The organism is Streptomyces roseolilacinus, from assembly GCF_014649335.1.
Classification (GTDB): Bacteria; Actinomycetota; Actinomycetes; order Streptomycetales; family Streptomycetaceae; genus Streptomyces; species Streptomyces roseolilacinus.
Genome location: NZ_BMSV01000002.1, coordinates 551999 through 576002, shown reverse-complemented (window position 1 = coordinate 576002; position 24004 = coordinate 551999). Strand labels below are relative to the sequence as shown.

The 24004-nt window shown below is 73.6% G+C and carries 26 protein-coding genes and 1 pseudogene; 10 read left to right on the top strand and 17 right to left on the bottom strand.

Annotated features, from left to right (window positions below; all coding sequences use genetic code 11):
• Positions 1 to 22: 22 nt before the first annotated feature.
• Positions 23 to 2395: a bifunctional serine/threonine-protein kinase/ABC transporter substrate-binding protein gene (locus tag IE106_RS06740; protein ID WP_189530836.1), complete on the bottom strand. Its 2373-nt coding sequence runs from the start codon at positions 2393 to 2395 to the stop codon at positions 23 to 25.
• A 476-nt stretch (positions 2396 to 2871) separates the two neighbouring features.
• Between IE106_RS06740 and IE106_RS06735 the strand changes: the two genes are divergently transcribed.
• A complete protein-coding gene (locus IE106_RS06735; protein ID WP_189530834.1) occupies positions 2872 to 3294 on the top strand; it encodes an ATP-binding protein in 423 nt (140 codons plus the stop codon).
• A 230-nt stretch (positions 3295 to 3524) separates the two neighbouring features.
• Here IE106_RS06735 and IE106_RS06730 read toward each other — a convergent pair whose 3' ends face one another.
• Positions 3525 to 3890, bottom strand: a complete 366-nt coding sequence (locus tag IE106_RS06730) for a YybH family protein (protein WP_189530832.1) — start codon at positions 3888 to 3890, stop codon at positions 3525 to 3527.
• Positions 3891 to 3988: 98 nt separating this feature from the next.
• Here IE106_RS06730 and IE106_RS06725 point away from each other — a divergent pair, with 98 nt between their 5' ends.
• A complete protein-coding gene (locus IE106_RS06725; protein WP_189530830.1) occupies positions 3989 to 4882 on the top strand; it encodes a LysR family transcriptional regulator in 894 nt (297 codons plus the stop codon).
• 293 nt (positions 4883 to 5175) lie between these two features.
• Here the strand turns inward: IE106_RS06725 and IE106_RS06720 are convergent, their stop codons facing one another.
• The 3 genes from IE106_RS06720 to IE106_RS06710 form a co-directional block, all read right to left on the bottom strand.
• The gene (locus tag IE106_RS06720) at positions 5176 to 6057 is read right to left on the bottom strand and encodes a D-alanyl-D-alanine carboxypeptidase family protein (protein WP_189530827.1); all 882 of its coding nucleotides are present in this window, start codon (positions 6055 to 6057) and stop codon (positions 5176 to 5178) included.
• 452 nt (positions 6058 to 6509) lie between these two features.
• Positions 6510 to 6929 (bottom strand): subtilase-type protease inhibitor, encoded by a 420-nt coding sequence (locus IE106_RS06715; RefSeq protein WP_189530826.1) that lies wholly within the window; start codon positions 6927 to 6929, stop codon positions 6510 to 6512.
• A 436-nt stretch (positions 6930 to 7365) separates the two neighbouring features.
• Positions 7366 to 8331: a YihY/virulence factor BrkB family protein gene (locus tag IE106_RS06710; RefSeq protein WP_189530823.1), complete on the bottom strand. Its 966-nt coding sequence runs from the start codon at positions 8329 to 8331 to the stop codon at positions 7366 to 7368.
• Between the two features lie 453 nt (positions 8332 to 8784).
• Between IE106_RS06710 and IE106_RS06705 the strand changes: the two genes are divergently transcribed.
• Entirely contained in the window at positions 8785 to 9465 is a 681-nt protein-coding gene (locus IE106_RS06705; RefSeq protein ID WP_189530821.1) for a helix-turn-helix transcriptional regulator, read from the top strand.
• Between the two features lie 32 nt (positions 9466 to 9497).
• Positions 9498 to 10052, top strand: coding sequence for a DUF3291 domain-containing protein (locus IE106_RS06700; protein ID WP_189530819.1), 555 nt, complete (start codon positions 9498 to 9500; stop codon positions 10050 to 10052).
• A gap of 148 nt (positions 10053 to 10200) precedes the next feature.
• On the opposite strand, the gene IE106_RS06695 is transcribed toward IE106_RS06700, so the two are convergent.
• Positions 10201 to 10407, bottom strand: coding sequence for a hypothetical protein (locus IE106_RS06695; protein ID WP_189530817.1), 207 nt, complete (start codon positions 10405 to 10407; stop codon positions 10201 to 10203).
• A 154-nt stretch (positions 10408 to 10561) separates the two neighbouring features.
• Complete coding sequence (locus IE106_RS06690; RefSeq protein WP_189530815.1) at positions 10562 to 11179, bottom strand: TOPRIM nucleotidyl transferase/hydrolase domain-containing protein; 618 nt, start codon at positions 11177 to 11179, stop codon at positions 10562 to 10564.
• A 307-nt stretch (positions 11180 to 11486) separates the two neighbouring features.
• Between IE106_RS06690 and IE106_RS06685 the strand changes: the two genes are divergently transcribed.
• Entirely contained in the window at positions 11487 to 12152 is a 666-nt protein-coding gene (locus tag IE106_RS06685) for a maleylpyruvate isomerase family mycothiol-dependent enzyme (protein ID WP_189530813.1), read from the top strand.
• Between the two features lie 340 nt (positions 12153 to 12492).
• Here IE106_RS06685 and IE106_RS06680 read toward each other — a convergent pair whose 3' ends face one another.
• Entirely contained in the window at positions 12493 to 12918 is a 426-nt protein-coding gene (locus IE106_RS06680; RefSeq protein ID WP_189530811.1) for a DUF4259 domain-containing protein, read from the bottom strand.
• A 205-nt stretch (positions 12919 to 13123) separates the two neighbouring features.
• Positions 13124 to 13294: a hydrophobic protein gene (locus IE106_RS06675; RefSeq protein ID WP_189530809.1), complete on the bottom strand. Its 171-nt coding sequence runs from the start codon at positions 13292 to 13294 to the stop codon at positions 13124 to 13126.
• 139 nt (positions 13295 to 13433) lie between these two features.
• On the opposite strand from IE106_RS06675, the gene IE106_RS06670 reads away from it, so the two are divergent.
• Positions 13434 to 13607: a CsbD family protein gene (locus IE106_RS06670; protein WP_189530807.1), complete on the top strand. Its 174-nt coding sequence runs from the start codon at positions 13434 to 13436 to the stop codon at positions 13605 to 13607.
• Positions 13608 to 14017: 410 nt separating this feature from the next.
• On the opposite strand, the gene IE106_RS06665 is transcribed toward IE106_RS06670, so the two are convergent.
• Positions 14018 to 14434 (bottom strand): hypothetical protein, encoded by a 417-nt coding sequence (locus tag IE106_RS06665; RefSeq protein WP_189530805.1) that lies wholly within the window; start codon positions 14432 to 14434, stop codon positions 14018 to 14020.
• Positions 14435 to 14573: 139 nt separating this feature from the next.
• Here IE106_RS06665 and IE106_RS06660 point away from each other — a divergent pair.
• A pseudogene (locus IE106_RS06660) lies at positions 14574 to 15140 on the top strand (alpha/beta fold hydrolase); the annotation flags it as partial.
• Positions 15141 to 15654: 514 nt separating this feature from the next.
• Here IE106_RS06660 and IE106_RS06655 read toward each other — a convergent pair.
• Positions 15655 to 16059, bottom strand: coding sequence for a DUF6463 family protein (locus tag IE106_RS06655; RefSeq protein ID WP_189530802.1), 405 nt, complete (start codon positions 16057 to 16059; stop codon positions 15655 to 15657).
• Between the two features lie 178 nt (positions 16060 to 16237).
• Here IE106_RS06655 and IE106_RS06650 point away from each other — a divergent pair, with 178 nt between their 5' ends.
• The 3 genes from IE106_RS06650 to IE106_RS06640 all read left to right on the top strand — a co-directional run bounded on the left by IE106_RS06650 (position 16238) and on the right by IE106_RS06640 (position 18931).
• Positions 16238 to 16825 carry a TetR/AcrR family transcriptional regulator gene (locus IE106_RS06650; RefSeq protein ID WP_189530800.1) on the top strand — a complete coding sequence of 196 codons (588 nt, stop codon included), beginning with the start codon at positions 16238 to 16240 and terminating at the stop codon, positions 16823 to 16825.
• Positions 16826 to 16933: 108 nt separating this feature from the next.
• Entirely contained in the window at positions 16934 to 17764 is an 831-nt protein-coding gene (locus tag IE106_RS06645) for a S1 RNA-binding domain-containing protein (RefSeq protein ID WP_189530798.1), read from the top strand.
• A 468-nt stretch (positions 17765 to 18232) separates the two neighbouring features.
• Entirely contained in the window at positions 18233 to 18931 is a 699-nt protein-coding gene (locus IE106_RS06640; protein ID WP_229840104.1) for a GNAT family N-acetyltransferase, read from the top strand.
• A gap of 131 nt (positions 18932 to 19062) precedes the next feature.
• Here the strand turns inward: IE106_RS06640 and IE106_RS06635 are convergent, their stop codons facing one another.
• The 6 genes from IE106_RS06635 to IE106_RS06610 all read right to left on the bottom strand — a co-directional run bounded on the left by IE106_RS06635 (position 19063) and on the right by IE106_RS06610 (position 23798).
• Entirely contained in the window at positions 19063 to 19365 is a 303-nt protein-coding gene (locus IE106_RS06635) for a sulfurtransferase TusA family protein (RefSeq protein ID WP_189530794.1), read from the bottom strand.
• Positions 19362 to 20636, bottom strand: a complete 1275-nt coding sequence (locus tag IE106_RS06630; RefSeq protein ID WP_189530792.1) for an MFS transporter — start codon at positions 20634 to 20636, stop codon at positions 19362 to 19364. Before IE106_RS06630 ends, IE106_RS06635 begins: the two co-directional genes overlap by 4 nt.
• A 233-nt stretch (positions 20637 to 20869) precedes the next feature.
• Positions 20870 to 21559, bottom strand: coding sequence for an ArsR/SmtB family transcription factor (locus IE106_RS06625; RefSeq protein WP_229840103.1), 690 nt, complete (start codon positions 21557 to 21559; stop codon positions 20870 to 20872).
• A gap of 256 nt (positions 21560 to 21815) precedes the next feature.
• Positions 21816 to 22199: a hypothetical protein gene (locus tag IE106_RS06620; protein ID WP_189530790.1), complete on the bottom strand. Its 384-nt coding sequence runs from the start codon at positions 22197 to 22199 to the stop codon at positions 21816 to 21818.
• Between the two features lie 57 nt (positions 22200 to 22256).
• The gene (locus tag IE106_RS06615) at positions 22257 to 23012 is read right to left on the bottom strand and encodes a trypsin-like serine protease (RefSeq protein WP_189530788.1); all 756 of its coding nucleotides are present in this window, start codon (positions 23010 to 23012) and stop codon (positions 22257 to 22259) included.
• Positions 23013 to 23045: 33 nt separating this feature from the next.
• Positions 23046 to 23798, bottom strand: coding sequence for a DUF4232 domain-containing protein (locus IE106_RS06610; RefSeq protein WP_189530786.1), 753 nt, complete (start codon positions 23796 to 23798; stop codon positions 23046 to 23048).
• Positions 23799 to 24004: the final 206 nt, after the last annotated feature.

Genomic DNA, 24004 nt, shown 5'->3' with positions numbered 1-24004 from the left:
GCGGGGCGACCGCCGGGCCGGGTCAGCCGGTGGAGGACCCGCTCGTCACGGGCGTCCAGCCGCCGTCCTTCACCGCGTGCACCGTCAGTCGGCGGTCGACCGCGTCGCCGTACTCGTCGAAGGCCACCCGGCCCGTGACGCCGTCGAACGACACTCCCGCCACGGCCTGCGGCATCCTCGCCCGGGCATCCGGCGGGAGGGTGCCGCCGTGGGCCGCCACGACGGCCTTCACCGCCTCGATGACGGCCCAGGTCGCGTCGTACGCGTAGGGACCGTACGCACCGGCCTCCTCCGGGAAGCCCGCCTCCCGGTACTGCGCGAGGAAGGTGTCTCCTCCCGCCATGTGCTCGGCGGGGACGCCGATGTTGGTGGCGAGGTCGCCCTCGGCCTTCGGGTTGGTCTCGACGTACTGCTGGTCGAAGAGGCCGTCGCCGCCCATCAGGGGGATGTCCGCGCCCGCGTGCTCGAGCTGCTGGGAGAGCGGCCCGGCGGCGGTGTGGTAGCCGCCGAAGTACACGGCGTCGGCGCCGGAGGCCCGGATCTTCCGGGCGAGGCCCGAGAAGTCGTTCCGCGCGGTACCGACCCGGTCCGTGCCGACGACGGTCCCGCCGAGCTTCGCGAACTCCGCCCTGAACCCGGAGGTGAGGCTCGTGCCGTACTCGCTGCCGTCGTCGATGACGTACAGCTTCCTCTTCCCGGCCTCGTCGTGGAGGTACCGGGCGGCGAACGGTCCCTGGTCGACGTCCGTGGCGATGGTGCGGAAGTAGGTCTTGTGCGGGCGGGATTTGGTGCCCGCCGCCCAGTGGGGGCCGAGCGTCAGCGCGGGGTGGGTGTTGGCCGGTGACACGTTGACCAGGTCCGCCTGTTCGAGCGGTTTCACCATGGTCTGGGCGACTGCGGAGTTGAGCGGTCCGACGACGCCCAGCACTTTCCCGTCGGCGATGAACCGAGCGGCGTTCGGCTCTCCCTTGGCGGGGGTGGCCTCGTCGTCCAGGGCTTTGATCTCGAACTTCACGCCGGGTACGTGCCGGGTCCGGTTGGAGGTCCGCACCGCCAGTTCGGCGGAGTTCCTGATGCCGACACCGAGGGAGGACAGGTCGCCGCTGAGCGGTGCGTCCACCCCGATCACCACGGTGACGGGGGAGGCCGCGGGGCCGCTGCCGGCCGCCCCGTCGCCCGGCGGGTGGTCACGGGTGAGGTTCCAGGTCAGGATGGAGCCGGCGGTGAGCGTGGCCACGGCCACTCCCAGGACGGCGGAGCGCCGGGTGAGGGCGCGCCGCCGGACGGACGTCTCCTCCCGCTCCCTCCCGCCGAGCGCGATCAGGTCCTCGGCGCAGGACGCGGACACGAGCGGGGTGGTCGGCCGGTCCGGTTCGGGGTGGCGGGGGGTGCCGGGGGTGGGGGAAGCGTCCCTGGCCGTGGGCGTCGGCGACGACGGTCGTTCCGCCTCCCGCTCCGTCGGGGCGGGGCCGTGCTCGGCCGCCGTCTCCGGTGCGGGGGGCGCGTCCGGTACGGATGCCGGCTCGGGTTCCCACCGGACGGTTTCCGCGGGCGCGTCCGCCCGGGCCCGGGAGGGCCGCAGCACCGACGCCAGCATCTCGGCGGCCTCGGCGGCGCCGGCGCGCCGTGCCGGGTCCTTGGTGAGGAGCGCGTCCAGCACCGGCGTCAGCGGGCCGGCGTGGGTGGGCGGCCGGTGGGGGCGGGTGAAGACGGCCACGGCAAGGGCGTGGAGTCCCTCGGCGTCGAAGGGCGGGCGCCCCTCGACGGCGTGGTAGAGGGTGGCGCCGAGCGCCCACAGGTCGTTGGCGGGCGTCGGACGCTTGCCCTCCAGCTGCTCCGGCGGCATGTACTGCGGGGTGCCGATGACGGTCCCGCTGTGGCTGAGCTTGGTCGTGGCGTCCGCGAGGTGGGCGATGCCGAAGTCGGTGAGGACGACGCGGTCCTTGGCCAGGAGCACGTTGTCCGGCTTGATGTCGCGGTGGATGATCCGCGCCTCGTGCGCCTCGGTGAGCGCGTCGAGCATGGCGGAGCCTATCTCCGCCACCCTCCGCACGGGCAGCCGGCCCTGCCGGCGGATGGCCGCGGCGAGGGACTCCCCCCGGATGAACTCCATGACGATCACGGGGGCGCCGTGGTGTTCCACGACGTCGTGGATGGTGATGATCCCGGGATGGCTGAGGGTGACGGCCGCGCGGGCCTCCCCGGTGAAGCGCCTGAGCAGCGTGGCGCGGTCGCCGTCGTCCAGCCCCGGTGGGAAGAGGATCTCCTTGATGGCGACCTCGCGTCCGAAGAGCTGCTGGTCGACGCCCCGCCAGACCCGGCCCATGCCGCCTTGGCCGATGCGTTCGACCAGCCGGTACCGGTCGGCGATGAGTTCGGCGTTCTCCTCTGTCACGCGCACACTCTAGGACCTGTTTCCGGACGGCCGGCACGGAGAAGCAGAGCCGGACGCGCGGCGGCGGTGGCGGGCGGCGGCGCCCCGGGCCGGTACGGCCTGAGCCGCACGTGCGCCGGCGGCGGTCGCGGGAGGCCGGCGAGGTGCCGGTCGCGTCGCCGCGGCCGCGGGTCGACGGGGCCGGCGGTGTCGTACCCGAGCCCCGCCCACCGCATCCGGGAGAGGCGGTCTCCCACGCGTTCGCCGGTCCTCCGCCCGAGGAACTGTGCGCCCGGATCGGCACCCGGGCCCACCGGTGCGTCGCTCCCACCGAGGCCGCCATGGGCCGCTGGGGCCGGCGCGACGTCTTCGCCTGCCCCGACGGCCCCGAGCGCCCCCACCCGTCCGGCCGACCGGCGGGTTCCTGTTCCGCCGTGCCTCAACCCGCCCGTGCGGGGTAGACGCGGCAGGACAGGAACCCAGTCAGGAGGACTCCAGTGAGCGGATCGTCACTACGGGCGGTGGGCTGGGCGCGCTCCCTGCCGCTGGACAGCGATGTGAAAACGGCGCGGGACTGGACTCGGGAGCACCTGCGGAAGCTGGAGTGGGCCGCCACCTCCCCGGAGACGGCGGACGCCGTGCTGCTGACCGTCTCGGAACTGGTCACCAACGCCCACCTCCACGCCCACAGCAGCGCCCAGTTGGTGATGACCTGGGACGAGAGCTGCCTGCACGTGGCCGTGCACGACGCCTCGCCGGACCTGCCCACGCCGCGTCCGCCGAGCACCGAACGCACCGGCGGCCGGGGCATGTTCCTCGTCGACGCCCTGGCCGACGACTGGGAAGCGCGCCCCTGCCCCGACGGCAAGACCGTCATCGCCTGCTTCCGCCCGCCCACCGCGCCCCGGGACGACCACTGACCCCGCCCCTCCCACGCGCCGTACGGCGCTGACGCGGCACTCGTGGACCGACCGGGCGGCGGGCCTGAGGCCCGGCCCCTCGGCCGAGGGGTTCGTCCTCGTCTCGTGGAGGCCGGCGCGGGGCTCTCCGAAGAGGGCTCGGGGGGCGCTGCGGTCACCAGGGGCCGCCCGCCGGCCCCCGCTCCCCCACATGACGGCCTCCGTCCCCGCGGACTCCCGGGGCGAGGGGGTCAGCGGGCGGGCGGGGCGAACTCGGGCTGGTCGAGCAGGCGCAGCCAGCTCCCGTCGGACTGCCGGCGGACGACCTGCGCCCGTGCGCCGGCCCCGTCCTTCGGTGGGGTCGAGGTGAGGGCGATGTCGCCGTTGACCAGCGTCGGCAGCGGCTGTTCCGGCTCGAAGCGGGGACCGCCGGCCAGCACCTTCTCCCACAGCGCACGGATCGCCTCCCGCCCCACCGTCAGCTGTCCGGGCGGGTAGGCCATCACCGCGTCCTCCTCGTAGAGCGCGGCGACCCCGGCCGCGTCACCGGCGTTGGAGCGCTCGACGAACAAGCGGGTGATGTCCTCGGGCCGCATGGCCTTCTCGTACTCCTGCACGCTTTCCTCCCGGTGTCGGTTTTCGGTGCTTCTCAGCGTGACCGCCCCAGGATCAGAAGTCCAACAGATGGTTTTTCTGGGAACTAGAATCCAGACTCATGGAACTGAGGCAGCTGGAGTACTTCGTCGCGGTCGCCGAGGAGCAGAACTTCACCCGTGCCGCCGAGCGGGTGCACATCAGCCAGTCCGGTGTCAGCGCTCAGATCCGCCGGCTGGAACGTGAGCTCGGCGCCGAGTTGTTCGACCGGTCGGCCCGCACCGTCACCCTCACCGTCGCGGGGAAGGCCGCGCTCGGACACGCCCGCGCCGCGCTCGCCGCGGCCGGGGCCCTCGGCCGGGCGGTGGACGAGGTGACCGGACTGGTCCGGGGCCGGCTGACCGTCGGGATGGTCATCGGCTGCACCCTCACCCCGCTGTTCGACGCCCTCGCCGCGTTCCACGAGGCGCATCCCGGTGTCGGGATCTCCCTGCTGGAGGACAGCTCCGACCGGCTCACCGAGGGAGTGCGTACCGGCGCCGTCGACTTGGCGCTCATCGGGGCCGCGACCGCCACACCCGAGGGCCTGGACGCGCTGACGCTCATCAGCGAACGGCTCGTCGCGGCCGTTCCGCCCGGGCACCCGCTGGCGGAGCGGCCCCGCGTCACCCTGCGCGACCTGGTCGCCCACCCGATCGTGTGCATGCCCCCCGGTACCGGCCTGCGCGCGGTGTTCGACCAGGCTTGCGCCGCGAGGGGCCTCCACCCCACGATCACGCTGCAGGCCAGCGCCGGGGACGCCATCGCCGACCTCGCCGCCCGCGGGCTCGGCGTCGCCGTCCTCAGCGACTCGATGGCCGCGGGCCACCGGGACCGGCTCACCGTCCGCACCCTCGACGACGTCGAGACACCGGCGCTGCTCGCCCTGGTCTGGGGGAACGCGCACAACCCGGCCGTGCGCGAGCTGCTCGCGCACAGCCGGCGGGCCTTCGCCGGGTCCCTTCCCGGGCGGTAGCGCCTCGGGGGACCCGTTCGGGCCGCGCCGGCAGGGGTGGCCGGCGGTTTCGCCGCGAACCCACCGGCCCTCCCGCCGTGGGGCGTCGGGCCCGCGGGTTCCCGTCCGGTGGTTCACGCCACCGGGTACGGCTGCCGGCCTGTTCGCCCGCTCTTGACTCTGCGGTGCGGGGTGGGTCGGCCACCCGCTCCGGAGTGGCCCCTCGGGTCGGTGCAGGGCCGGGCAGGACGACGGCGGGGGCCGTTCACGACCCTGTGGTCGTGAACGGCCCCCGCCGTGAGGGCCCGGCCGTGTTACTTCTTGAAGCCGTAGTCCAGCAGCTTGGTGGCGTCCGCGGTGCGGTTGGCCTCGGAGGAGGAGGCCAGGACCGTGCCGATGACCGTCTTGCCGTTCCGGGTCGCGGCGAAGACCAGGCAGTACTTCGCCTGCGGTCCGGATCCGGTCTTCACGCCGGTGGCACCCGCGTAGCTGCCGAGCAGCTTGTTGGTGTTGGTCCACGACATGTTGCGGTAGCCACCGTTCTTCATGGTGACCTTCTGCGTGGTGGACTTCGTCTTCACGATGGAGCGGAAGGTCGAGTTCTTCATCGCGCTGCTGGCGAGCTTCGTCAGGTCGCGCGGCGTCGAGTAGTTCGCCCCGTTGCCTATGCCGTCGAAGGAGTCGAAGTGCGTGTTCTTCAGGCCGAGGCGCTTGGCGGTGTCGTTCATCTTGCCGATGAACGACTTCACGCGCGCCGACCGCGTGGAGCCGCTGCCGTAGGTGTCGGCCAGGGCGTACGCGGCGTCACAGCCGGACGGGAGCATCAACCCGTACAGCAGCTGCCGTACGGTCACCTTGTCCCCGACGATCAGGCGGGCCGACGAGGCGTTCTTCGAGACGATGTAGTCGCTGTACGCCTTCTGCACCGTGACCTTGGCGTCCAGATTGAGGTTCTTCTGCGCGAGCACCACCTGGGCCGTCATGATCTTGGCCGTGGAACCGGTGGAGAGCCGGGTGTCCGCGGCCTTCGTGTAGAGGGCCTTCCCGGTCCCGTCGTTCATCACGAAGCCGCCCTTGGCGACGATGGTGGGCACCGCCGGTGCGGTGGCGGCCTGCGCCGGGGCGACGAACGCCCCACCGGTCAGGACCGCTCCTGCGACGACGCAGGACACGCTTATGCGACGAGTGTTCTTCATACCGTTTTTCACGTTTGATTCTCCGACTGCAGCTGCGGTACGGCCGCGTGAGGAAGCCGCTGCGTCATGAGACGCACGAGACGGCTCCATGGATGTACCGCGAAGTGGCCCTCTTGCCATCGCGTCTTCCCCGATGCCGCCGCGAGGAGGGCCGAGGGGGGCGAGGTGGGTGCGGGGAGAAGCGAAGCCCCCGGTGGGCGGGGCGACCACGACCGGCCTGCCCGTCCGGGTCTTCGCGTAAGCCTGTCCGACCGTCAGGACCCGGCTCGGCCGGCCGGTCCGCCGGCCCGTGGGGGTGGTCCGGGTCGTGGCCGCCGGCCGCGGGTCACGACCGGGCTCCCCGCCGCACCGCCGGGTGCTCGCCGCTCCGGCGCCCTCGGTACGGGAACGCACGTCCGCCCCCGCCGGGGGGCGGGGGCGGACGCACGGGGAGGGCGGTCCGGTCGGATGCCTCAGAAGGCGAAGACGGAGTTGCCGTTCAGGGTCGTGGACATGACGCACGCGTTGGAGAAGGTGTGCTTCCAGGAAACGCGGCTGCCCTGCCAGACGCCGTCCATGGTGACGGTGATGGGGTCGTAGTACATCGGGCAGGCGCGGTCCGAGTCGGGGGAGGCCAGGAGCAGGCCGAAGTCGCCACGGGTGGACTTCAGTTCGGCGCAGGCGGCCTGGGGGTTGGGGTGCGTTCCCTGGGGAGCCGGCGCGCAGCTGAGGGTGACGGCCCGTACGACGGTCTCCGCGTTCTCACCGTCGGCGACGGCCAGGACGACCGCGGAGGGGGCGTACAGGCTGGAAGCCTGGGCCTGTGCGACGCCGGTGGCGCCCGCCAGGGTCAGGAGGGTGGCGGCGAAGACGGCGGCGATGCGGTGACGCATGAGAGACGTCCTTTCAATTTGAAGGAAATAAGCGGAAGTTGTCTGCGTAATGCCGACTGGTCGCCACCGAGTCTGTCGGATATGAAGGAGGCGCGCACATCCATCACCGATTTACAGACACGACGTTCGATTATCGGTGACCGAACGACCGTTCTGGCAGCTCAGACCGGGTATGCCCGCTTCTGCGCGCGGCCCGACGCACCCCGAACACTGCGTGTGATCGCCTTATGACGGCCCGTTGACCTGCTGTCCGTGGCGCAGGGTTCATCGAACGTCCACCCGAAGTGACCGAATCGCGTCGCTGCCCGCGCGGCACGTGCCGGCGGACCGATCGAGGAACGGGAGGAAGCCGTGGCGGGACGAAGCCGTGGCGGGGTGAACGGCCGTGCTTCCGCGGGGAGGAGGCAGCGGTGACCCGGGGGCCGTCCGCGCGCCGTCAGGCGCCGGGGCCGGGATCCGGGTGGACCGGTTCGGTGATGCCGGCCCGCGCGGCTTCGAGTTGGGCGGCGAAGGCCACCCCGAGGAAGAGGGCGACGCCGGTCACGTTGGCCCACAGCAGCAGCGCGACGAAAGCGGTGAGCGGACCATACACGGCGCCGAAGGAGCCGCTTCCGCCGACGTAGAGGGCGAGCAGCCAGGTGGCGGCCACCCAGAGCAGCAGGTGGACACCCGAACCGAACACCAGCCACGTGTAACCCGGCTGGTCACGGCGGGGCGCCCAGCGGAAGATCACTGCCGACGCCAGCGCCGCGAGCAGCACCCCCACCGGGACGTGCAGCGGCTGCCACCAGTCGAGCAGCGACGGCGGCCAGTGCAGGGCCCGGACCACCGACACCCCGATGTCCCGGCCGACGACGACGGCCAGGAAGCCGCCGCCCAGCGGAAGCCCCGCACACACGGCGAGCAGCACGCCCCGGCCGTACTTCGCGAGGAAGGGGCGGTCACGTTCGATGCCGTAGATCCGGTTGCAGCCGCGTTCGATCTGGCCCATGGCGGAGGCGAGGTTGAGGACGGCGAAACCGAGGCCCGACCACATGGCCACGGCCCCCGCGACGTCCGCCCCGGCACTGCGCCGGGTGTCGGCCAGGGCCTGCCGCACCAGGTCCGCGCTGGTGCCCGGCACGATCCGGGCCAGTGTCAGCTCGATGACCCGGCCGAGCCCCTCGGTGTGCATGGTCGTCGCCACCCCGACCAGGGCGATGGTGAACGGCACGATGCCGAGCACCACCTGGTAGCCGAGGGAGCGGGCGAAGCTGAAGCCGTCCGCGTAGCGGAAGCGGGCGAAGGAGTCGAGGACGAGATCGCGCCCCCCGTAACGCCGCAGCGCGGTGAACGCCTCGTCTCCGGAGAGCTCCTCCCCCACCATGTCCCGCGTCTGCGGCACATGCACGACCGTGCCCATGTCTTCCCTTCGGCCAAGCCCCGGCGGTCCCGCGCCGCGTCCCGCACGGTGGCGGCCCGCCGCGCGACGGGCGGAGGGGTGGTCCGGCCGCCCCTCCGACGCGGTGCCTGCCGTGTGCCCCCGGCGGAGCCGTGTACGCGCACCGGGTCACCGGACCCCACCGTACGGTCCCTTCCGCCCGCACGGCCCGTCGTACACGCCCGGCATCCGCGCGATCCCGCCCCTGCCCGCCGGCGCTGCGACCGGGCACGTTCGCCGGGTCGGCCGTCGTGCCGGCGGGAGGCGGCGCCCCGCCGAGGGCGCGGGGTACGGCGCCTTCGGCTCCCTGCGGCCGCTCACCGGTGATCGTCGGGCCTCCGCGGTCCGGCCGCCCGGGGCGCGCCGCCGGCCGCAGGCGGTGGGGCCGCACCCCGATCTTCTATCTCCAATCTGCATTGTTCCTAGAATGACCGGATGGAGGACATCAACGCGATCGCGGCGCTGCAGGACCCGGTGCGCCGCCGTCTGTACGAGTACGTCGTGGCACAGGGCCGCGAGGTCGGCCGCAACGAGGCCGCCGAGGCGACGGGGGTGGCGCGCACGCTCGCCGCGCACCACCTGGACAAACTGGCCGAGGTGGGGCTGCTGGAGAGCGGAAGCCGCCGGCTGACGGGCCGTTCGGGGCCGGGGGCGGGCCGCCCCGCCAAGGTGTACACGCGGGCACGGGGCGAGCGGACGCTGTCACTGCCGGCGCGCGACTACCGCACCGCCGCCGAACTGCTCGCCGAGGCCGCCGAGCAGGCCGGACTGGACGCCGGGCTCTGCGCGGCGGCGCGCCGCCGGGGCGAGGCCCTGCGCGGCTCGGCGGCGCCCTGCGGCGGTCTCGAAGAGGCCGCGGAGGTGCTGGCCGCCCGCGGTTACGAACCGTACCTGGAGGACCCCGAGGAGCCGACCGACGCGGTCGCGCGCGTCGTCCGCATGCGCAACTGCCCCTTCCACGCCGTCGCCGAGCGCTTCCCGCCGCTCGTCTGCGGCATGAACCTCGCCCTGCTGGAAGGGCTGTTCGGCACGGACGGCCCCGTCCGCGCCCGCATGGACGCCCGCCCCGGGGAGTGTTGCGTGGTGGTCGAGAATTCTAAAAACAACAACGATTGACATAGAAAAGCGGGCCGTGCTGGGATGTGGCCATGACCGCATCCGCGCATGCCGCCCACCTCGCCCAGCTCAACGTCGCCACGCTCCGTCATCCCCTCGACGACCCGCGCATCGCGCCGTTCGTCGAGATGCTCCAACCGGTCAACGCCGCCGCCGACGACACACCCGGCTTCGTGTGGCGGCTCGTGGAGGAGGGGACGGCCGACGCCACCGGCCTGCGCCCGGCGGGCGAGAACGTCATCGTCAACCTGTCGCTGTGGGAGACCCAGGAGGCCCTGTGGGACTTCACCTACCGCAGCGGGCACCTGGAGGTGATGCGGCGGCGGCGCGAATGGTTCGAGCGGCACGTCGAGGCGCACATGGCGCTCTGGTGGGTCCCCGCCGGGCACCTCCCGACCGTCGAGGAGGCCCTGGAGCGGCTGGCGTACCTGCGGGCGCACGGGCCGTCCTCCCACGCGTTCACCTTCACCTCCTCCTACACCGCCGCCGAGGCCGCCCAGGACCTCCGGTCCGTACCGCCGGCGCGGCCCGAGCCGACCGGCCGGAGCGTGCGGCCGGCGTCGGCCGGGGACGCGGCGGCCGTGTAGGCGCTCCCCCCGCGGACGCGGGAAGGGCCCCGGCCGGGGCACCGGAGCCGGCTTCCCGCCGGGGCGCCCCCGCCGGTGACCGGGCGCCGTGGCCGGCCGGGGGGGGCCGACCACGGCGCTCAGGGCTCCGAGGCGTGGCGGGGGCCTTTCACCGGGACGGAATGCCCGAGGCCGGAACGAGAGCGCCGAGCACCGGGACGACGACCTCGGTGACCTGCTCCAACTGGTTGGGCCGGCTGAGCGTGTTCAGCGGGTCGGTTCCGTCGGGGACGCCCGCCGCATGGGCGGGAGCAGCGGCGGCCAGGGCGCCGAGAGCGAGCGCGGTGGAAGCAAACAGGGTTCGCGTAGACGTCATGCCCTGAGCAACGACGGCTCTTCCCTTTGGACACTCCGGGGGCGGGACGGCGGCCGATGCGCGTCGTGGTGACGGCCCCGGCGGCGGATGGGTGCTTTCCCCGGCACGTCCGTCCCGGCACCCCGACCACCGGCATCGGGGGCACACCACCGGGTCACAGGCTCGCGAGGAGGTCGTCGAGCGGGGCCGGTACCTGTCCGGAGTCGAGGGCCTCGACGAGGATCCTGCCGTAGCGGATCTTGCGGCCTTTCTTCGTGCCGAGGAAGCGCCGCAACTGCTGCTGCCGTGGGCGGCCCCGGTGCGCGGGCTGGTGCAGGAAGGTCCGCCAGGCGCGGAAGTCGTCCTCGGCCCGGACGACTTCCTCGACCCTTGCCGTGCCCAACGCGCGGATGAGCTCGTCCTCCAGGTCCGTCACACACACGAAGACGTCCCCGTGCCGTGCCCCCGCCCGCTGCAGGCCACGGTCGTAGAAGCGCCGCTCGCCCTCGTCACACAGCCCCACCAGGCGCAGGCCGAGGCCGGGCTGCCCGAGGAGGTCGGCGTAGCGGCCCACGTTCATCGCCCCGCCCATCGGTACGACGCACACCCCTTCGGCGGCCAGGTCCCGGCCGCGCCGGGCAGCCAGTGCCTCGACGGCCGCGAGGTCGCTCAACCCCTCCAGCAGCACCGCCGTCCGCACCCCCGGTCGCGAGGCCGGCTCACCCGCCGACCCGCCGGGGCCGCCGGCCACCCAGCCGATGACCTCGTCCCGGAACGACCGCGTCTCCACCATGGGGCAAGTCTGCGCCTCCACCGGTGATACCGCACGGCAATATCCGGCGGCCCCGCTCGGCGTGACCGGCGCCGAGAGGCCGCCGCCGGCGCGGGCACGCCGGGCCCGGGTGCCGCCGGCGCGGGCACGCCGGGCCCGGGTGCCGCCGGCGCGGGCGCCGGGTCCGGGTGCCGGAGGAAAGGCCGCTCACGGGCGATGACTTCGCTCCGGAGCAGGAGTCTCCTTCGGGAACGCCCCTGCCGGACGCCCACGGGTTCCGGCCCGGGGTGTGACGTGGAACGCGACCCGTGACAGGAGCCCCTCCCCCATGACCGATCCGAAGCCGACAGCGAACCGCAGCCACGGGACCGGGACATGGTCCTCGATCCGCACCGAGCGAGCGGCGTTGGCGGCCGAACTCGAGGACCTGACCGACGAGCAGTGGGCAACGCCCTCGCTGTGCACCGGGCTGACGGTGCGTGAGGTGCTGGCGCATCTCACGGCGGGGGCGAGCCTCACCACCGTGCGCTGGCTGGCGGGGGTGATCCGCTGCCGCTTCGACTTCGACAAGCAGGTGGCCGTGCGGCTGGCCGAGCAGGTGGGCGCGACTCCGGCCGAGACCCTTGAACGATTCCGGCGGATCGTCCCGAGCACGACCAAACCCGCCCTCCCCGTCATCGCCGTGCTGGGCGAGACGCTCGTCCACGGAGAAGACATCCGGCGCCCGCTGGGCATCCGTCACGACTACCCGATCGACGTGGTCACGCAGGTGGCCGAGTACTACCGGGGCTCGGACCTCGTGGTCGTCGCCAAGGGACGCGTCGGCGGGCTGAGACTCGTCGCGGACGACGGCCCCTTCACGACCGGTTCCGGTCCCGTGGTGTCCGGCCCCACCCTGGCCCTGGTGATGGCCATGACCGGGCGCGCGGCGTACTGCGACGACCTCGAAGGCGACGGTGTGGAACTCCTCCGCGGTCGCTGCGGGACAGCGTGACACGACGCCGGGCCCCTCCCGTCCCGGCCCCGGGCCGGTGGCCGGTGCGAGGCCCGGGGCCGGACGGTCGGCCTCGGACGGTCACCGTCGGGACGGCACGACCGGCCGGTACGGGAAGGCGATCCGGGGTCTCGGCGCGGCCGGCGGTCCCGGGTCGCCGCCCACGTGGGGGCGGTCTCGCTCGGTGCTCCGTCGGTGCGGGGCGCCGGTCAGGCGGTCGCGGCACTGCCGGGAGCCGCGTCATCCGGACGGTCGTCCCCGGGGGGGCAGTCCCGCTCCTGAGCAGTCCGGAGCTTCGCAGTCCGGTGCTGCGGCGAGGAGGGGGGCGGTGGGAGTGGGGTCAGCCCAAGGGGAGTCGTTCGCCCGGAGGTCGCGGCAGCAGCGTGTTCCGCAGCCGGTCGATCGCCGCCTGCCAGGGACCGCCGTCCGATTCGGTCCAGAGGTCCATCAGTTCGGACGGATCGGTCACGACGCGGTCGAGGGCCCGGAGGGCGAGATCGCGCAGGCCGGTGAGGTCGGGAAGGGGCTCTTCCGGCCCGTAGACGGGGTGGGCGGGCTCACCGCCGGGGCACTGTGCGGCAACGAGGGCGGCCGCGGCGACGGCTTCCTCGGATTCGGGGGCTTCCAGGCAGCCCGCCGCGCCGATCACGCGGGTGAGGGCGTCGCGGATGATGCCCTCGCGTCGGCCCGCGGGCGCTTCGTCGAGGTCGCCGCAGAAGTCCGCCGCGGTGTCGTTGTCGAAAGGCCCGATGTCCCAGGTGCCCATGTGTCTCTCCTGCGTCGTGGTCTGGCCGGGGCATTCTGGCAGGGGCCACTGACAGCGGCTGCGGCCGCGCGTCCGCGCCCGTTCCCGTTGCGGGACGCCTTCGTCCGGTTCGGTGCGGTCCGTGCAGGTGCCCTGCGGGCATGCCCGCAGGGGCCCGGCCGTCGTCGGCCGGGCCCCTGCGAAAAGGCGGGAGTTCGAGGTCAGGTCACCATCGGTACCAGCGGCCTCGACCACCGCCGGCGTGGGTGGAGCGCATGACGAAGCCGAGGAGCCACACCACCAGGACGGCGAGGGCGATCCACCACAGAATTTTCACGGCGAAACCGGCACCGAAAAGGATCACAGCGAGAAGCAGAACAAGAAGCAGGGGAACCATAATTATCAACCTCCTGCACCCCCTTCTGCCCCGCCATTGCACCCCCACTCCCCCGGGGACACCTCGTTTACGGAGGGAGGGTCGGGGCAGGAGCCGATTACCGCGACAGCGGCACAAGACCTATGAGGAGGCGTGTTCCATGACTGCCAGCGAGAAGGCCAAGGCGAAGACCGAGCAGGCCAAGGGCAAGGCCAAGGAGGCCCTGGGAAGCGCCACCGGCAACGACCGGATGGCCGCCGAGGGGCAGGCCGAAAAGAGCACGGGCGACGTCCGTGAAGCCAAGGAGAAGACGAAGGACGCTTTCAAGCACTGACGTCGCCTCCTCCCCTTTTCCCGGAAGGGCCTTCCCGAACAGGGAGGCCCTTCCGGCATTTTTTGCGCCGTCCTGCGGCCGTACGCCGAAAGGGTGCTTTCCCGGGGAATGAATGTGCGCGTTCCTGGTGATCCGACACCGCTCCTCACGGCGGTGCGAGAACCGCCCGGCCGGACTCCGCCCTCGCCCCTCCCGGGCGGCCGGCACCTCCCCCGCGTGCCGGGCGGCGACCGGTTACCGCGTCCCGGGGGCCGATCGCCGCGTCGCGCAGGCGCGGCGGGGTCTGCCGGCACCGCGACGGGGTGCGGGCGCGCCCCCACCGGCGACCCCTCATGGGGCATGAAGCCCTCGTCCCCGCGGGTGCCCGCCGCCGCATCGCACGCCGCGGACCGGCACGGTCCCGGGCGGCCTCAGGAAGAGGGTGCCTTCCCCCGGCCGGACGCCTCGAGACAGTTGAAGCCGGCGAGGCGGGGCAGGACGACGAAGGGGAAGGACGCGCCGTCGGGGGTCTGGAGGGCCGCCACGATGTCGTGGTCCGGTTCGCCGAACACCTCGAAGTGCTGCACGGTGCAGTGCTCCATCACCCCGCGGATGTACGGGTCCGATAGGCGCCAGTGGGTGCGGATGGCGTCGGAGTCGCGGTAGAGCTGGAAACTGCGCGCCAGCATCCGCTCCTCGTCCACGAAGACCTCCACCATGAGTTGGGGGCCGTACTCCTGGGCGAATGCCACCGCTTGCGCGATGGCGTGCCGGAAGCCGTCGAGGTGGCCGTCGATGATGCGCATGGTGTTGTGGAAGAGAATGGTGTTGCCGTCTGTGGTCTGCATGCGTCAACGATCACACCTCGACCAAGGTTGAGGTCAAGGGTGCGGTGGAGCGGCCCGCCTCAGCGGTCCGGGCCCCGAAGAGGCGTCCGCGCACGCCGGCTCCCGACCGGGAGGACGGGGAAGAACGGCCGCGGAGTGGCCCTGCCCCCGCGACCTCTTCACCCGGATGGGCGGGGAGGAGTTCTACGTCTCGTACTTCCAGGAGCCGGGCCGCGCCGAGGCCGAGGTCGAACCCGGTGTGCGGGGCTGGCTCGCGGGCTTCTGCGCGGCCCTGTCCGCCGACACGATGCACGCGCCCGGCGCACCCGACCCGCACTTCGTCGGCGGGTCGGGGACGCTGCGCGACCGGTTCCCCACCGGCCCGCTGCCCGCCTGGCTCTCCGAGCGGGACCTCGACGTCTACGCCGGGGAGTTCGAACGCACCGGGGTGACCGGGGCTCTCAACCGGTACCGGAACATGGACCGCGACGGGGAGGACCTCGCCGCCTTCGACGACGCCCCCGTCACCCAGCCGTCCCTGTTCGTCGGCGGCGGTCTGGACGCTTCCACGACGTGGCTGGCCGACGCGATCGCCGCGTACCCGGTCACGCTGCCGGGCCTGGTCTCCTCCCACCTCCTCGACGGCTGCGGCCACTGGATCCAGCAGGAACGCCCCGCCGAAGTCAACCGCCTCCTGACCGGCTGGCTCGCCGCCCTGCCCGCCTGACGCACCGGCGCGCGCCGCCCGGTGCCGTCGAACGGACGGGAACGTCCGCCCCGTCCGAAGAGGCCCTGCCGCCGACCGCGTCGCCGTCGGCGGCGGGCTCGGCGTGTTCCTCGACGGCGGCGTCCCGGTGGTGCGGGCGGTCGACCTGCGCGGCGGGACGGACGCCACGGGGCTGCGCGCGAAGGGCGGCCGGGCGACGTTCGTGACCGACTCCCCCACGTACGGGGACACGCCGTACGTCTTGGACGCCGCCACGGGCGAGGAGGAGGACGAGCGTGCCTTCCACGACGACCCGGTCGCCGGCTACGGCACCCCGAGGGCCTCTTCACGTACGGGGACCTCGTCATCGCCTTCCGCCACGGCCAGGGCGCGCGGCCCTTCTCCGTGTACGAGCGGTGGCAGGGCCTCATGGCGCGGGGTGGGCCCGCGAGCGCCTCCGGCGCGGTCGCCCCGGTGGGCCCGCTGCCGGAGCGCCTCGCACCGGCCTGCCGTCCACCGCCGGCGCGGCGCGTGTTCACCCCCGGGGGAACCCGGCCTCGGGGCCGGCGCGGTGCGCGCGACGGGCCCCGATCAGCAGCAGGACGCACGCGAGCACGAAGAGCGGCCAGGGCGTGAACGGGAGGACCACGGCGTCGACGACGGTCCAACCCCCGAGCGTCCAGGCGATGAAGGCCGGCGGGGTGAGGCCGCGGCGGTCCAGCCACAGCACCGTCAGGCCGATGAGGATGAGCGGTATGCCGAAGCTCGCCAGGCTCAGCCAGTACGCGCTGCCCGCCGGGCTCATGTCGGTGAAGTCCTCGCTCCACAGCCCGCCGCTGAACCACGTCCCGGCGTGGCGCGCGGCCCTCTCCACCGTCAGGGCGCCGAGCGTGTGCCCCGTCCCGCATAACGTGATGATCCAACCGGCCCACTTGATCACCTGAGTTCTCCGTTCCTGTCGGAAGCCGCGCGGTGCGACTTCGTCGCGGTCGTGCCCGGGCGGCGGGTGGTGCTCTCCGCGGCCAGAGTTACGGTACCGCCGTTTCGATACTCTCGTTTCGTATAATGGAGGCATGGCAGCGAGCGGGCAACGGGGCGGGCGCCCCCGAGACAGTCGCGTGGATCACAGGATCCTGCAGACCACGCGTGAGCTGATCGAGGAAGTCGGCTACCCGGCCCTGACCGTCGACCAGGTCGCGACGCGCGCCGGAGTGGGCAAGGCGGCGATCTACCGCCGCTACGCCTCCAAGGCCGAGATGGCGTTCGTCGCCACCATGCACGACCGGCAGCCGCCTCCGTCGGTCGACACCGGCTCCCTGCACGGGGACCTGCTGGCGCTGGCCCGCACGTTCCACGCCCGCATGGCCGCACCGGCGGCCCGGCAGCTGGCGCCGGCCCTGATCAGCGAACTCGCCGTCAACCCCGTACTGGACGCCCGGTTCCAGGACACCTTCCTGGCCGCCGAGCAGGCCACCTTCGCCGAGATCATCGAACGGGCCGTGGCCCGAGGCGAACTGGCCGGGACCGTCGACCCCGCGATGGCCCACCTGCTGCTGCTCGGTTGCCTGGCGTCCGCCCTGTACGTCCTGTGCCTGCCCGTCGACGACGCGGTGGTCACCGACCTCGTCACCGCCGCCGCAGCGGGCATCACGGCCCTGGCCGAGCGGGACCACGGCGTCTCCGGCGCACCCGCCGAACCGTCCTGACGGGCCCCTCTCCCCCGTGCGTTCCCGCCCCCTGCCGCCGTCTCGGCCGCCGGGCGCGGGGCACCCCCGAGCCGCGTCGCCGGACCGCTTCCGTGAGATGCTGGCGGCATGAGCGGAGCGTCCGGCGACGAGGCTTCCCGCAGGTTCCTGGCCGCGTTGCGGGTCGGTGACACCTGGGGCGGGATCGCCGCGGAGGTATCGCCACGAGGGGTTTCAGTGGTCCTGGACGGCTTCGCTCAGCGCCCGTTGGGGTTCGTGGGATCGTCGGACCTCTCGTGGCGCACGTTTTCGGCCACGGCGGTGGAGGTCGGCCGGCGGATCACCGCCGAGGTGACCGCCGTCGACCCGGACCGGGGCCGGGCCCGGCTGTCCATGGCCGCCACGGAGAACGCCGAACTCTGGGCGTTCCTGAAGTCCCGACGCGTCGGCGAAGTCCTCTCGGGCAGGATCGCGTCGATCGAACGGTTCGGTGTGTTCGTGGCGTTGGACGACGGCCCCGATCACCCGGTCTTCCCCGGCGTCGGGTTCATCACGATTCCCGAACTGTCCTGGCGGCACTTCGAGACGGCTTCGGACATCGTCCGGGTGGGGCAGCGTGTCTCGTGCGAGTTCCTCCGGTTCGACACGATGAACGGAGAGGCCAGACTGTCCCTGCGGGCGACGCGGCCCGACCCGTTCCGGGCCTTCGCCGAGAACACCACGGTGGGGCGGACGCTGCCGGGGCAGGTCACCAGGCTGGTCCCGTTCGGCGTCTTCGTCCAGGTCACCCAGGACATCGAGGGATTCGTCCACCTGCGAGAACTCACCCGGACGGCTGTCGAGGCTCCGGAGGAGGCGGTCCGGGTCGGCGACAGGATCATGGTGGTCGTCACGGAGATCGACCCGGAGCGACGCAGGCTGGTCCTCTCCCGGCGGCAGGCTTCCACGGACCTCGCATGACCTCCCCCGGTATCGCCGACACCGGAAGCGGGCCCTGAGCCGCCGTCTTCGCCCGGGTGAACGCCGTTCCCGAACCGGCCGGTTCGGGAACGACACTCCTGTCATGCGCGGTCCCGCCCCCGCCGAACGCGCCACGGCCGTCACCGCCCCGCGCGCCTACGAGGCCGCCTCGGGACAGGCGGGCGACCGGCGCCAGGACGCGCGGCCGCGTCAGCGGGCTCGGCCGAGTCGGTACGGCGGGGCCTGCTGCCACAACCGCTCTCGCGTCCCACGGGCGCCTTCCCGCCTCGAGACCGCCGGCCGTCGACCGCTGCCCGAACCAAGGGGCGGGCTTTCGCGACGACCCGGCGCCGATCGGGAGGAGGCCGCCCCCACCTGGTCGTTTTTCCGGGAGGGGGGATCCGTACGATGGTCGGCGCGGGTGGAACCCGTCCAGTCGACCCCGTACGACACGAGAGGTGCAGCACCGTGGTGGACCGCCTCGCCGCACTCGACGATCCGGTGGGGGAATCGCTCCGCGGTCACCACGCCCACCTCGCCCGTCGGCTCGGCCGGGCCGCCACCTACCTGCCGGGAGCCGCGACCTTCTCCGCGGTGAGCGCCGAGGCGGAGGCGCAGGAGTGGGCCGATCTCGCTCGGCTGCTCGGTGGAGGCGTGCTCGCCGACATGTTCGGCTGCGCGGCGACACCGCCGTCGGACTGGGAGCCGGTGTTCGCCCTCGAAGGACGCCAGATGGTCTGGGCCGGCGGCCGTCCCGGTCGTCCGCGTGCCGAGGCCGCCACCGACGTGGTGGAGCTGGGCGCGGACAGCGTGCCCGAGATGCTCGACCTCGTCGCACGGACCCGGCCGGGGCCGTTCCGGCCGCGCACCCACGAACTCGGCACCTACCTCGGCGTCCGTCACCACGGCACGTTGGTGGCGATGGCGGGCGAACGACTGCGGCCACCGGGCTGGACCGAGATCAGCGCTGTCTGCACCGCTCCCGAGGCCCGCGGGCGGGGTCACGCCGCCCGCCTCGTCGGCGCGCTCGTCGCGCGCATCACCGCTCGCGGCGAATGCCCCTTCCTGCACGTGGCCGAAGCGAACGGCGGTGCGATCGCCCTCTACGAGCGGCTCGGCTTCGAGACCCGGAAGCACACGGTCTTCCGGGGGTTCCGCACGCCGTGACGGCCCCCGGCGCCGTCCTCGGGTGACCGCCGCCGCTCGTCCCGACGGGTCGTCCCGCGCCGACGGCCGCGGGCTCCGCCGGCGCGGGACGCGCGCACGGCGTCCCGGGGGGGAGCGGGTGGTGCCGGAGGTTACGGGGTGGCCGGGTGCCACGGGGCGTCGGCCCGGGTGGGCAGCGCGTCGGCAGCCAGCCGGAGCGCGTACACGGGTCGCTCGGCGCCGGGTACGGGGCCGAGGTAGGCGTGTCCGGTCATGTGGCACCAGGCGGGCAGGTCGAGCGGGGCCGCCGGGTCGGTGGCGATGACGTGCACGACGGTTCCGGGCGCGGCGCCCTCGATCTCCTCGCGCAGGCGCAGGAGGAGGGTGACGCAGAGCAGCCCGGTGCCGTCGAGCGTGAGGTCCGGCGCGGGGCCGGGAGCGTCGGGGTGGGTCATCGGCGGTGGGCGGCGACGACGGGCAGGAGGGCGAGGGCGAGGGCACCGCCGGCGAGGGCGAGGACGGGGAAGCCGGCGGCGGCGACGACGGCACCGGAGACCATGCCGCCGGTGGCACCGGCGATGGCGACGGCCACGTCGACCAGGCCCTGGGTCTTGGCGCGGGTGGCCGGCGGCACGGCGTCGGTGATGATCGCGGTACCGGACACGAGGCCGAGGTTCCAGCCCAGTCCGAGCAGGGCCAGCGCGAGCGCGAGGAGGACCACGGAGTCGGCGGGGGCCGCTGCGGCGAGGGCCCCGGCGGCCAGGAGCGTGACGCCGGAGGCGGCGGCGATCCTCATGCGGCCGTAGCGGTCGACGAGCCAGCCGGTCAGCGGGGAGGGCAGGTACATGGCGCCGATGTGGATGCCGATGACGAGGCCGGAGGCGGCGGTGGAGTGGCCGTGGTCGTGCATGTGGACGGGCGTCATCGTCATGATCGCGACCATGACGAGCTGGGTCAGGACCATCACCAGCGCACCCGGGACCACGCCTCCGCGGGCCCCGTACGCGGCCTCGTCCCGGGCCCGCGGCGTGCCGCTGCCGCCGTCGGGGGCGCCGGCCGGCCGGGCAGCGGCGTGGGCGCGGGCCAGGAGCAGCGGGTCGGGGCGCAGCCAGAGGGCGAGGACGAGGGCGGCCAGGGCGTAGGCGGTGCCGGAGAGGAGGAAGAGTCCGGCGAGGCGGGGAATGCCGAGGGCCTCGGCGAGGGTGCCGGTGGGCGAGGCGAGGTTGGGGCCGACGACGCCGCCGAGGGTGGTGGCGACCAGGACGGTGGAGACGGCGCGTCCCCGGCGGTCGGGGGCGGAGAGGTCGGCGCCCGCGTAACGGGCCTGGAGGTTGGTGGCGGTTCCGGCACCGTAGACGAACAGGGCGGCGAACAGCAGGACGGGGCTGCCCAGGACGGCGGCGGTGATGACACCCGCGCTGCCCAGGGCGCCGGCGAGGTAACCGGTGGCGAGTCCGGGGCGGCGGCCGCGGGCCTGGGAGATGCGGCCGACGGTGACGGCGGCGAGAGCGGACCCGGCGGTGAACAGGGCGCTGGGCAGCCCGGCGAGCGTGGTGGAACCGAGCATGTCCTGGGCGAGCAGGGCGCCGACGGTGACACCGGCGGCGAGGCCGGCACCGCTGAGGACCTGCGAGGCGACCAGGACGCGCAGGATGCGGCGCTGCGCCGGGGCGGGGTCGGGTATGCCGGGTCCTGCGGTCGTGCCGGCGGGAGCGGAAGTGGTCACGGGGGCTCTTTCACAAGGCGGATGGGACGGCCGCCCCGGACCACGGCCGGGGGCCGGGGCGGGGGGTGGGGCAAGGCGGGCGGTACGGGCGCCGTCTACGGGGTGTCGGGGGGCGGCCGACCGGAGGGCTCCGGTCTCGTGGGCGGCGGCCTCCGCGGCACGCGAACCGACGGGCGTGCCGGCGTCGTGGTCCGGGTGCGCCGGGCCGGGGGGCGCGGCGGCCGTCCGGCCGGTCACACCGGGCTCCCGGCGTCGACGGGCATCTCGGACAGCCGCCACTCGAGCATGCCGTCGTTCAGGCGGATCGCGCGACGTCCGCGGTCGGCCAGCAGCCGCACCGCGTCGTAGGCGAGCACGCAGTGCTCGCCTCGGCAGTACACGACGATCTCCGCGTCCTCGGGCAGTTCGCCGATCCGCCCGGCCAGTTCCTGCACCGGGATGGACCGGGCGCCGGGGATGTGCCCGGCGAGGTACTCCTCCACCGGCCGCACGTCCAGCACCACCGCCCGGCCGGCCCGGACGCGGACGGCCAGTTCCTCGCGGGTGATCTCCTGCGCGCCGTCCTCGCCGAGGTGGGCGGCGCGGGCGGCGGGAACGGACGCCTGGTGGGCCTCGGCGACCTTGCACAGGAGCGCGAGGAGCCGGGCGACGTCGTCACCGGCGAGCCGGTAGTGAATGCGCACGCCTTCACGGCGGGTGGCGACGAACCCGGCCTGCTTGAGGGTCTGCAGATGGGCCGAGGCCGTGGTCAGGTTCAGGCCGGCCGCTTTCGCCAGCGCGTCCACGGTGCGCTCGCCCTGGGCGAGCAGGTCGAGCAGTTCCAGCCGCTTCCCGCTGGCCAGCGCCTTGCCGCCGGCCGCGAAGGCGTCGTACAGCTGCGCCTTCGTCCGGGCCTTCGAGCCTTCCACCATGCCTTCCTCCATAAATCCATGGAAGATTGTAGATCAGGTGAGAGGTGCGGCCGGCCCCTCCCCGGAGCCTGGTTTGCGGAGGTCACGCGGGGGCCGCCGACGGTCGCCTCGGGCCGGTGGCGGGGGAGCCGGTGCCGGCTGGGACCGGCACCGGCCGTACGGGAGGTGGGCGAGACGCCGGTACGGCCGGTGCTCGCAGGAGTGCGCCCCCTGCGGGGCCGGAGCTCGCAGGGGGCGCACGCGCGGTACCGGCCCGGGCCGGCGGGGATCAGCGGTGGATGGACGGGGTGCGCCAGGTCTTGCCCCGGGTGAGGTCCTTCACCTGGAAGGAGCAGTAGCCCTGGCGGGGGACGTTGAACGTCCAGTTCAGGACCCGGGTGTTGACCTTGTACGACGTGCCGCCGTAGTGACGGTCGTCCTTCCGGCAGATCAGGGAGAACTCCACCTGGTGCCCGTGCATGTCCTCACCCGGGTACAGGACGCCCTGGTAGCCGTTGGGCTTGTCGTAGACGCAGACGGTCGACTCGTCCTGGTACCCGGCCGTCGCGCACATCGTCTCGGCGGCGTGAGCGGTCGGGGCGGAGACGAGGGCGGTCGCGAGGGCGCCGAACGTGCCGAGGGCGAGGGCCGCCCGCCGTGCGGTGCTGTTCATGGGAGGTTCCTGACTCTGGGTCGGTGCTGTCCGGGTGGGGAACGGGCGGTCGGGGCGTCACCAGGCGGTGTTGACCGGTACGTGCATGTCGGTGAGGAACCGCTCCGCGCTGTCGTCGAAGAGCGAGATGTGGGCGTGGTGGGCGTCGTTGGGCCCGCTGTCGTCCGAGACCACGCCGACCTGCCTGCCGTTCCACAGCATCGGACCGCCCGAGTCGCCCTCGCGCAGCGCTCCGTTCTTCGGCGAGCCGAAGACCCGGTAGGCCGGGCCGCCGGCCAGGTCGGTGCCGTAGTCGACGACCCGGACGCGGGCCTGCTTCAGCTGCAGCGAGCCACGGCACGTGAGGCAGGTCCGCCCCCAGCCCTGGACGTGGGCGTACTCGCCGTGGGCGGGCTCGATCCTGGTGTTGAGCGCGACGTGGTGGACCTCGGAGTGGCGCCTGACGTCGGCCGTGAGGCTGGCGACGGCGAGGTCCTTGTGCTTGTTGACGTTGCCGACGCGGATCCGGTGGCCCTTGCCCTTCTCGGTGTGCCCGACCAGGACGTAGAAATCCGTGTAGTCCACGCCCGGCTTGAAGCAGTGGGCGGCGGTGAGGACCTTGATCGGGCCGACGACGCTGCCGCTGCAGCGGTACGCCGGGCCGCCGGGCGTCATCTCCCACACCTGGGCCATGCCGGTGCCCCACGTGGACCCGATCGTCGTCCCGCCCTCGACGGCCTGGGCGGGCGGGGTGGCCAGGCCGAGGGCGACACCCAGGGAAAGCAGCGCGGCGGCCGCAGTGCGTCGTGCGCGGTGCTCGCGGATGTTCTTCACTCTGTTCTCCGTGCGGTGGGGTCGGTCGGGTGGTCAGTAGGCCAGGGCGTCCTCGAGGCTCTCCGTCCAGTGCATGACCCGCGCGTCGTCGGTGAGGTACGTGCCGGAGGGAAGCTTCAGCCGTACCGACGGGCCGACGGAGCCCGCCCCGTCCGCGGCGGCGAAGTGGACGCCGAGCCGGGAGGCGGTACGGCCGTTGACCTCGTCGCCGGTCCGCTCGCCCACCAGGACGACGGAGGCGTACGCCGACCGGCCCGGGGCGAGCCGGATGACGCTCTGCAGGCGGGTCGAGTCGTCGACGGCGGTGGCTGCCTGGTCCTGGTCGAAACGCAGGTACGGCGCGCCGTGGAGGTCGCAGGACGCCGAGCCCTTGTTGGTGGCGGTGAGCAGCAGGTGGTTGATGGGGCGGGCGGGCCGGTTGACGACGACGCGGGTGTGGGCACCGGTGCAGGTGGCGACGGCCGCGCCCTGGCCGGCCGGCTTCCGGGCGGCGGCGGTGGTGACGGTGGCGTACGCGGCCGCCGAGGGGGCGGAGGTCGGGGTGCCGGTCGTACCGGAGGCGGAGGGAGCGGAAGGAGCAGTACCGCCCGCGGCCGGGCCGGTGGTCGAGGGGGCCGCGCTCGCCGTCGGCGCGGTGCTCGCGCTCGTCGTCGAGGTCACGGACGGGTCCTTGGAGACCTCCGTGATGCCGCAGGCGGTGGTCGAGAGCGCGGCCGCCAGCACGGCGGCGGCGAGGGCGGTGCGGCGGACGTGGTGGGCGCGGGTGGTGCCGGTGGAGATGCGCATGGTGAGACAAGCCCCCGTCGGAGAGTGGATGTGCGGCAGTGGTGGAGCGGTCGAAGCGCGCCGGTTCGCGGCGCCCCGAGGGCTTCGCGGTTCCGGTACGACCCGGGGCGGTGTCCGCCTCCGGTCGGTCGGCCCGGTGGTCCGGGCTGCGCCGCACTCACTCTGCGGGACGTCCCGGCGTTCGCGCCATCCAGCCGGGAAACGGG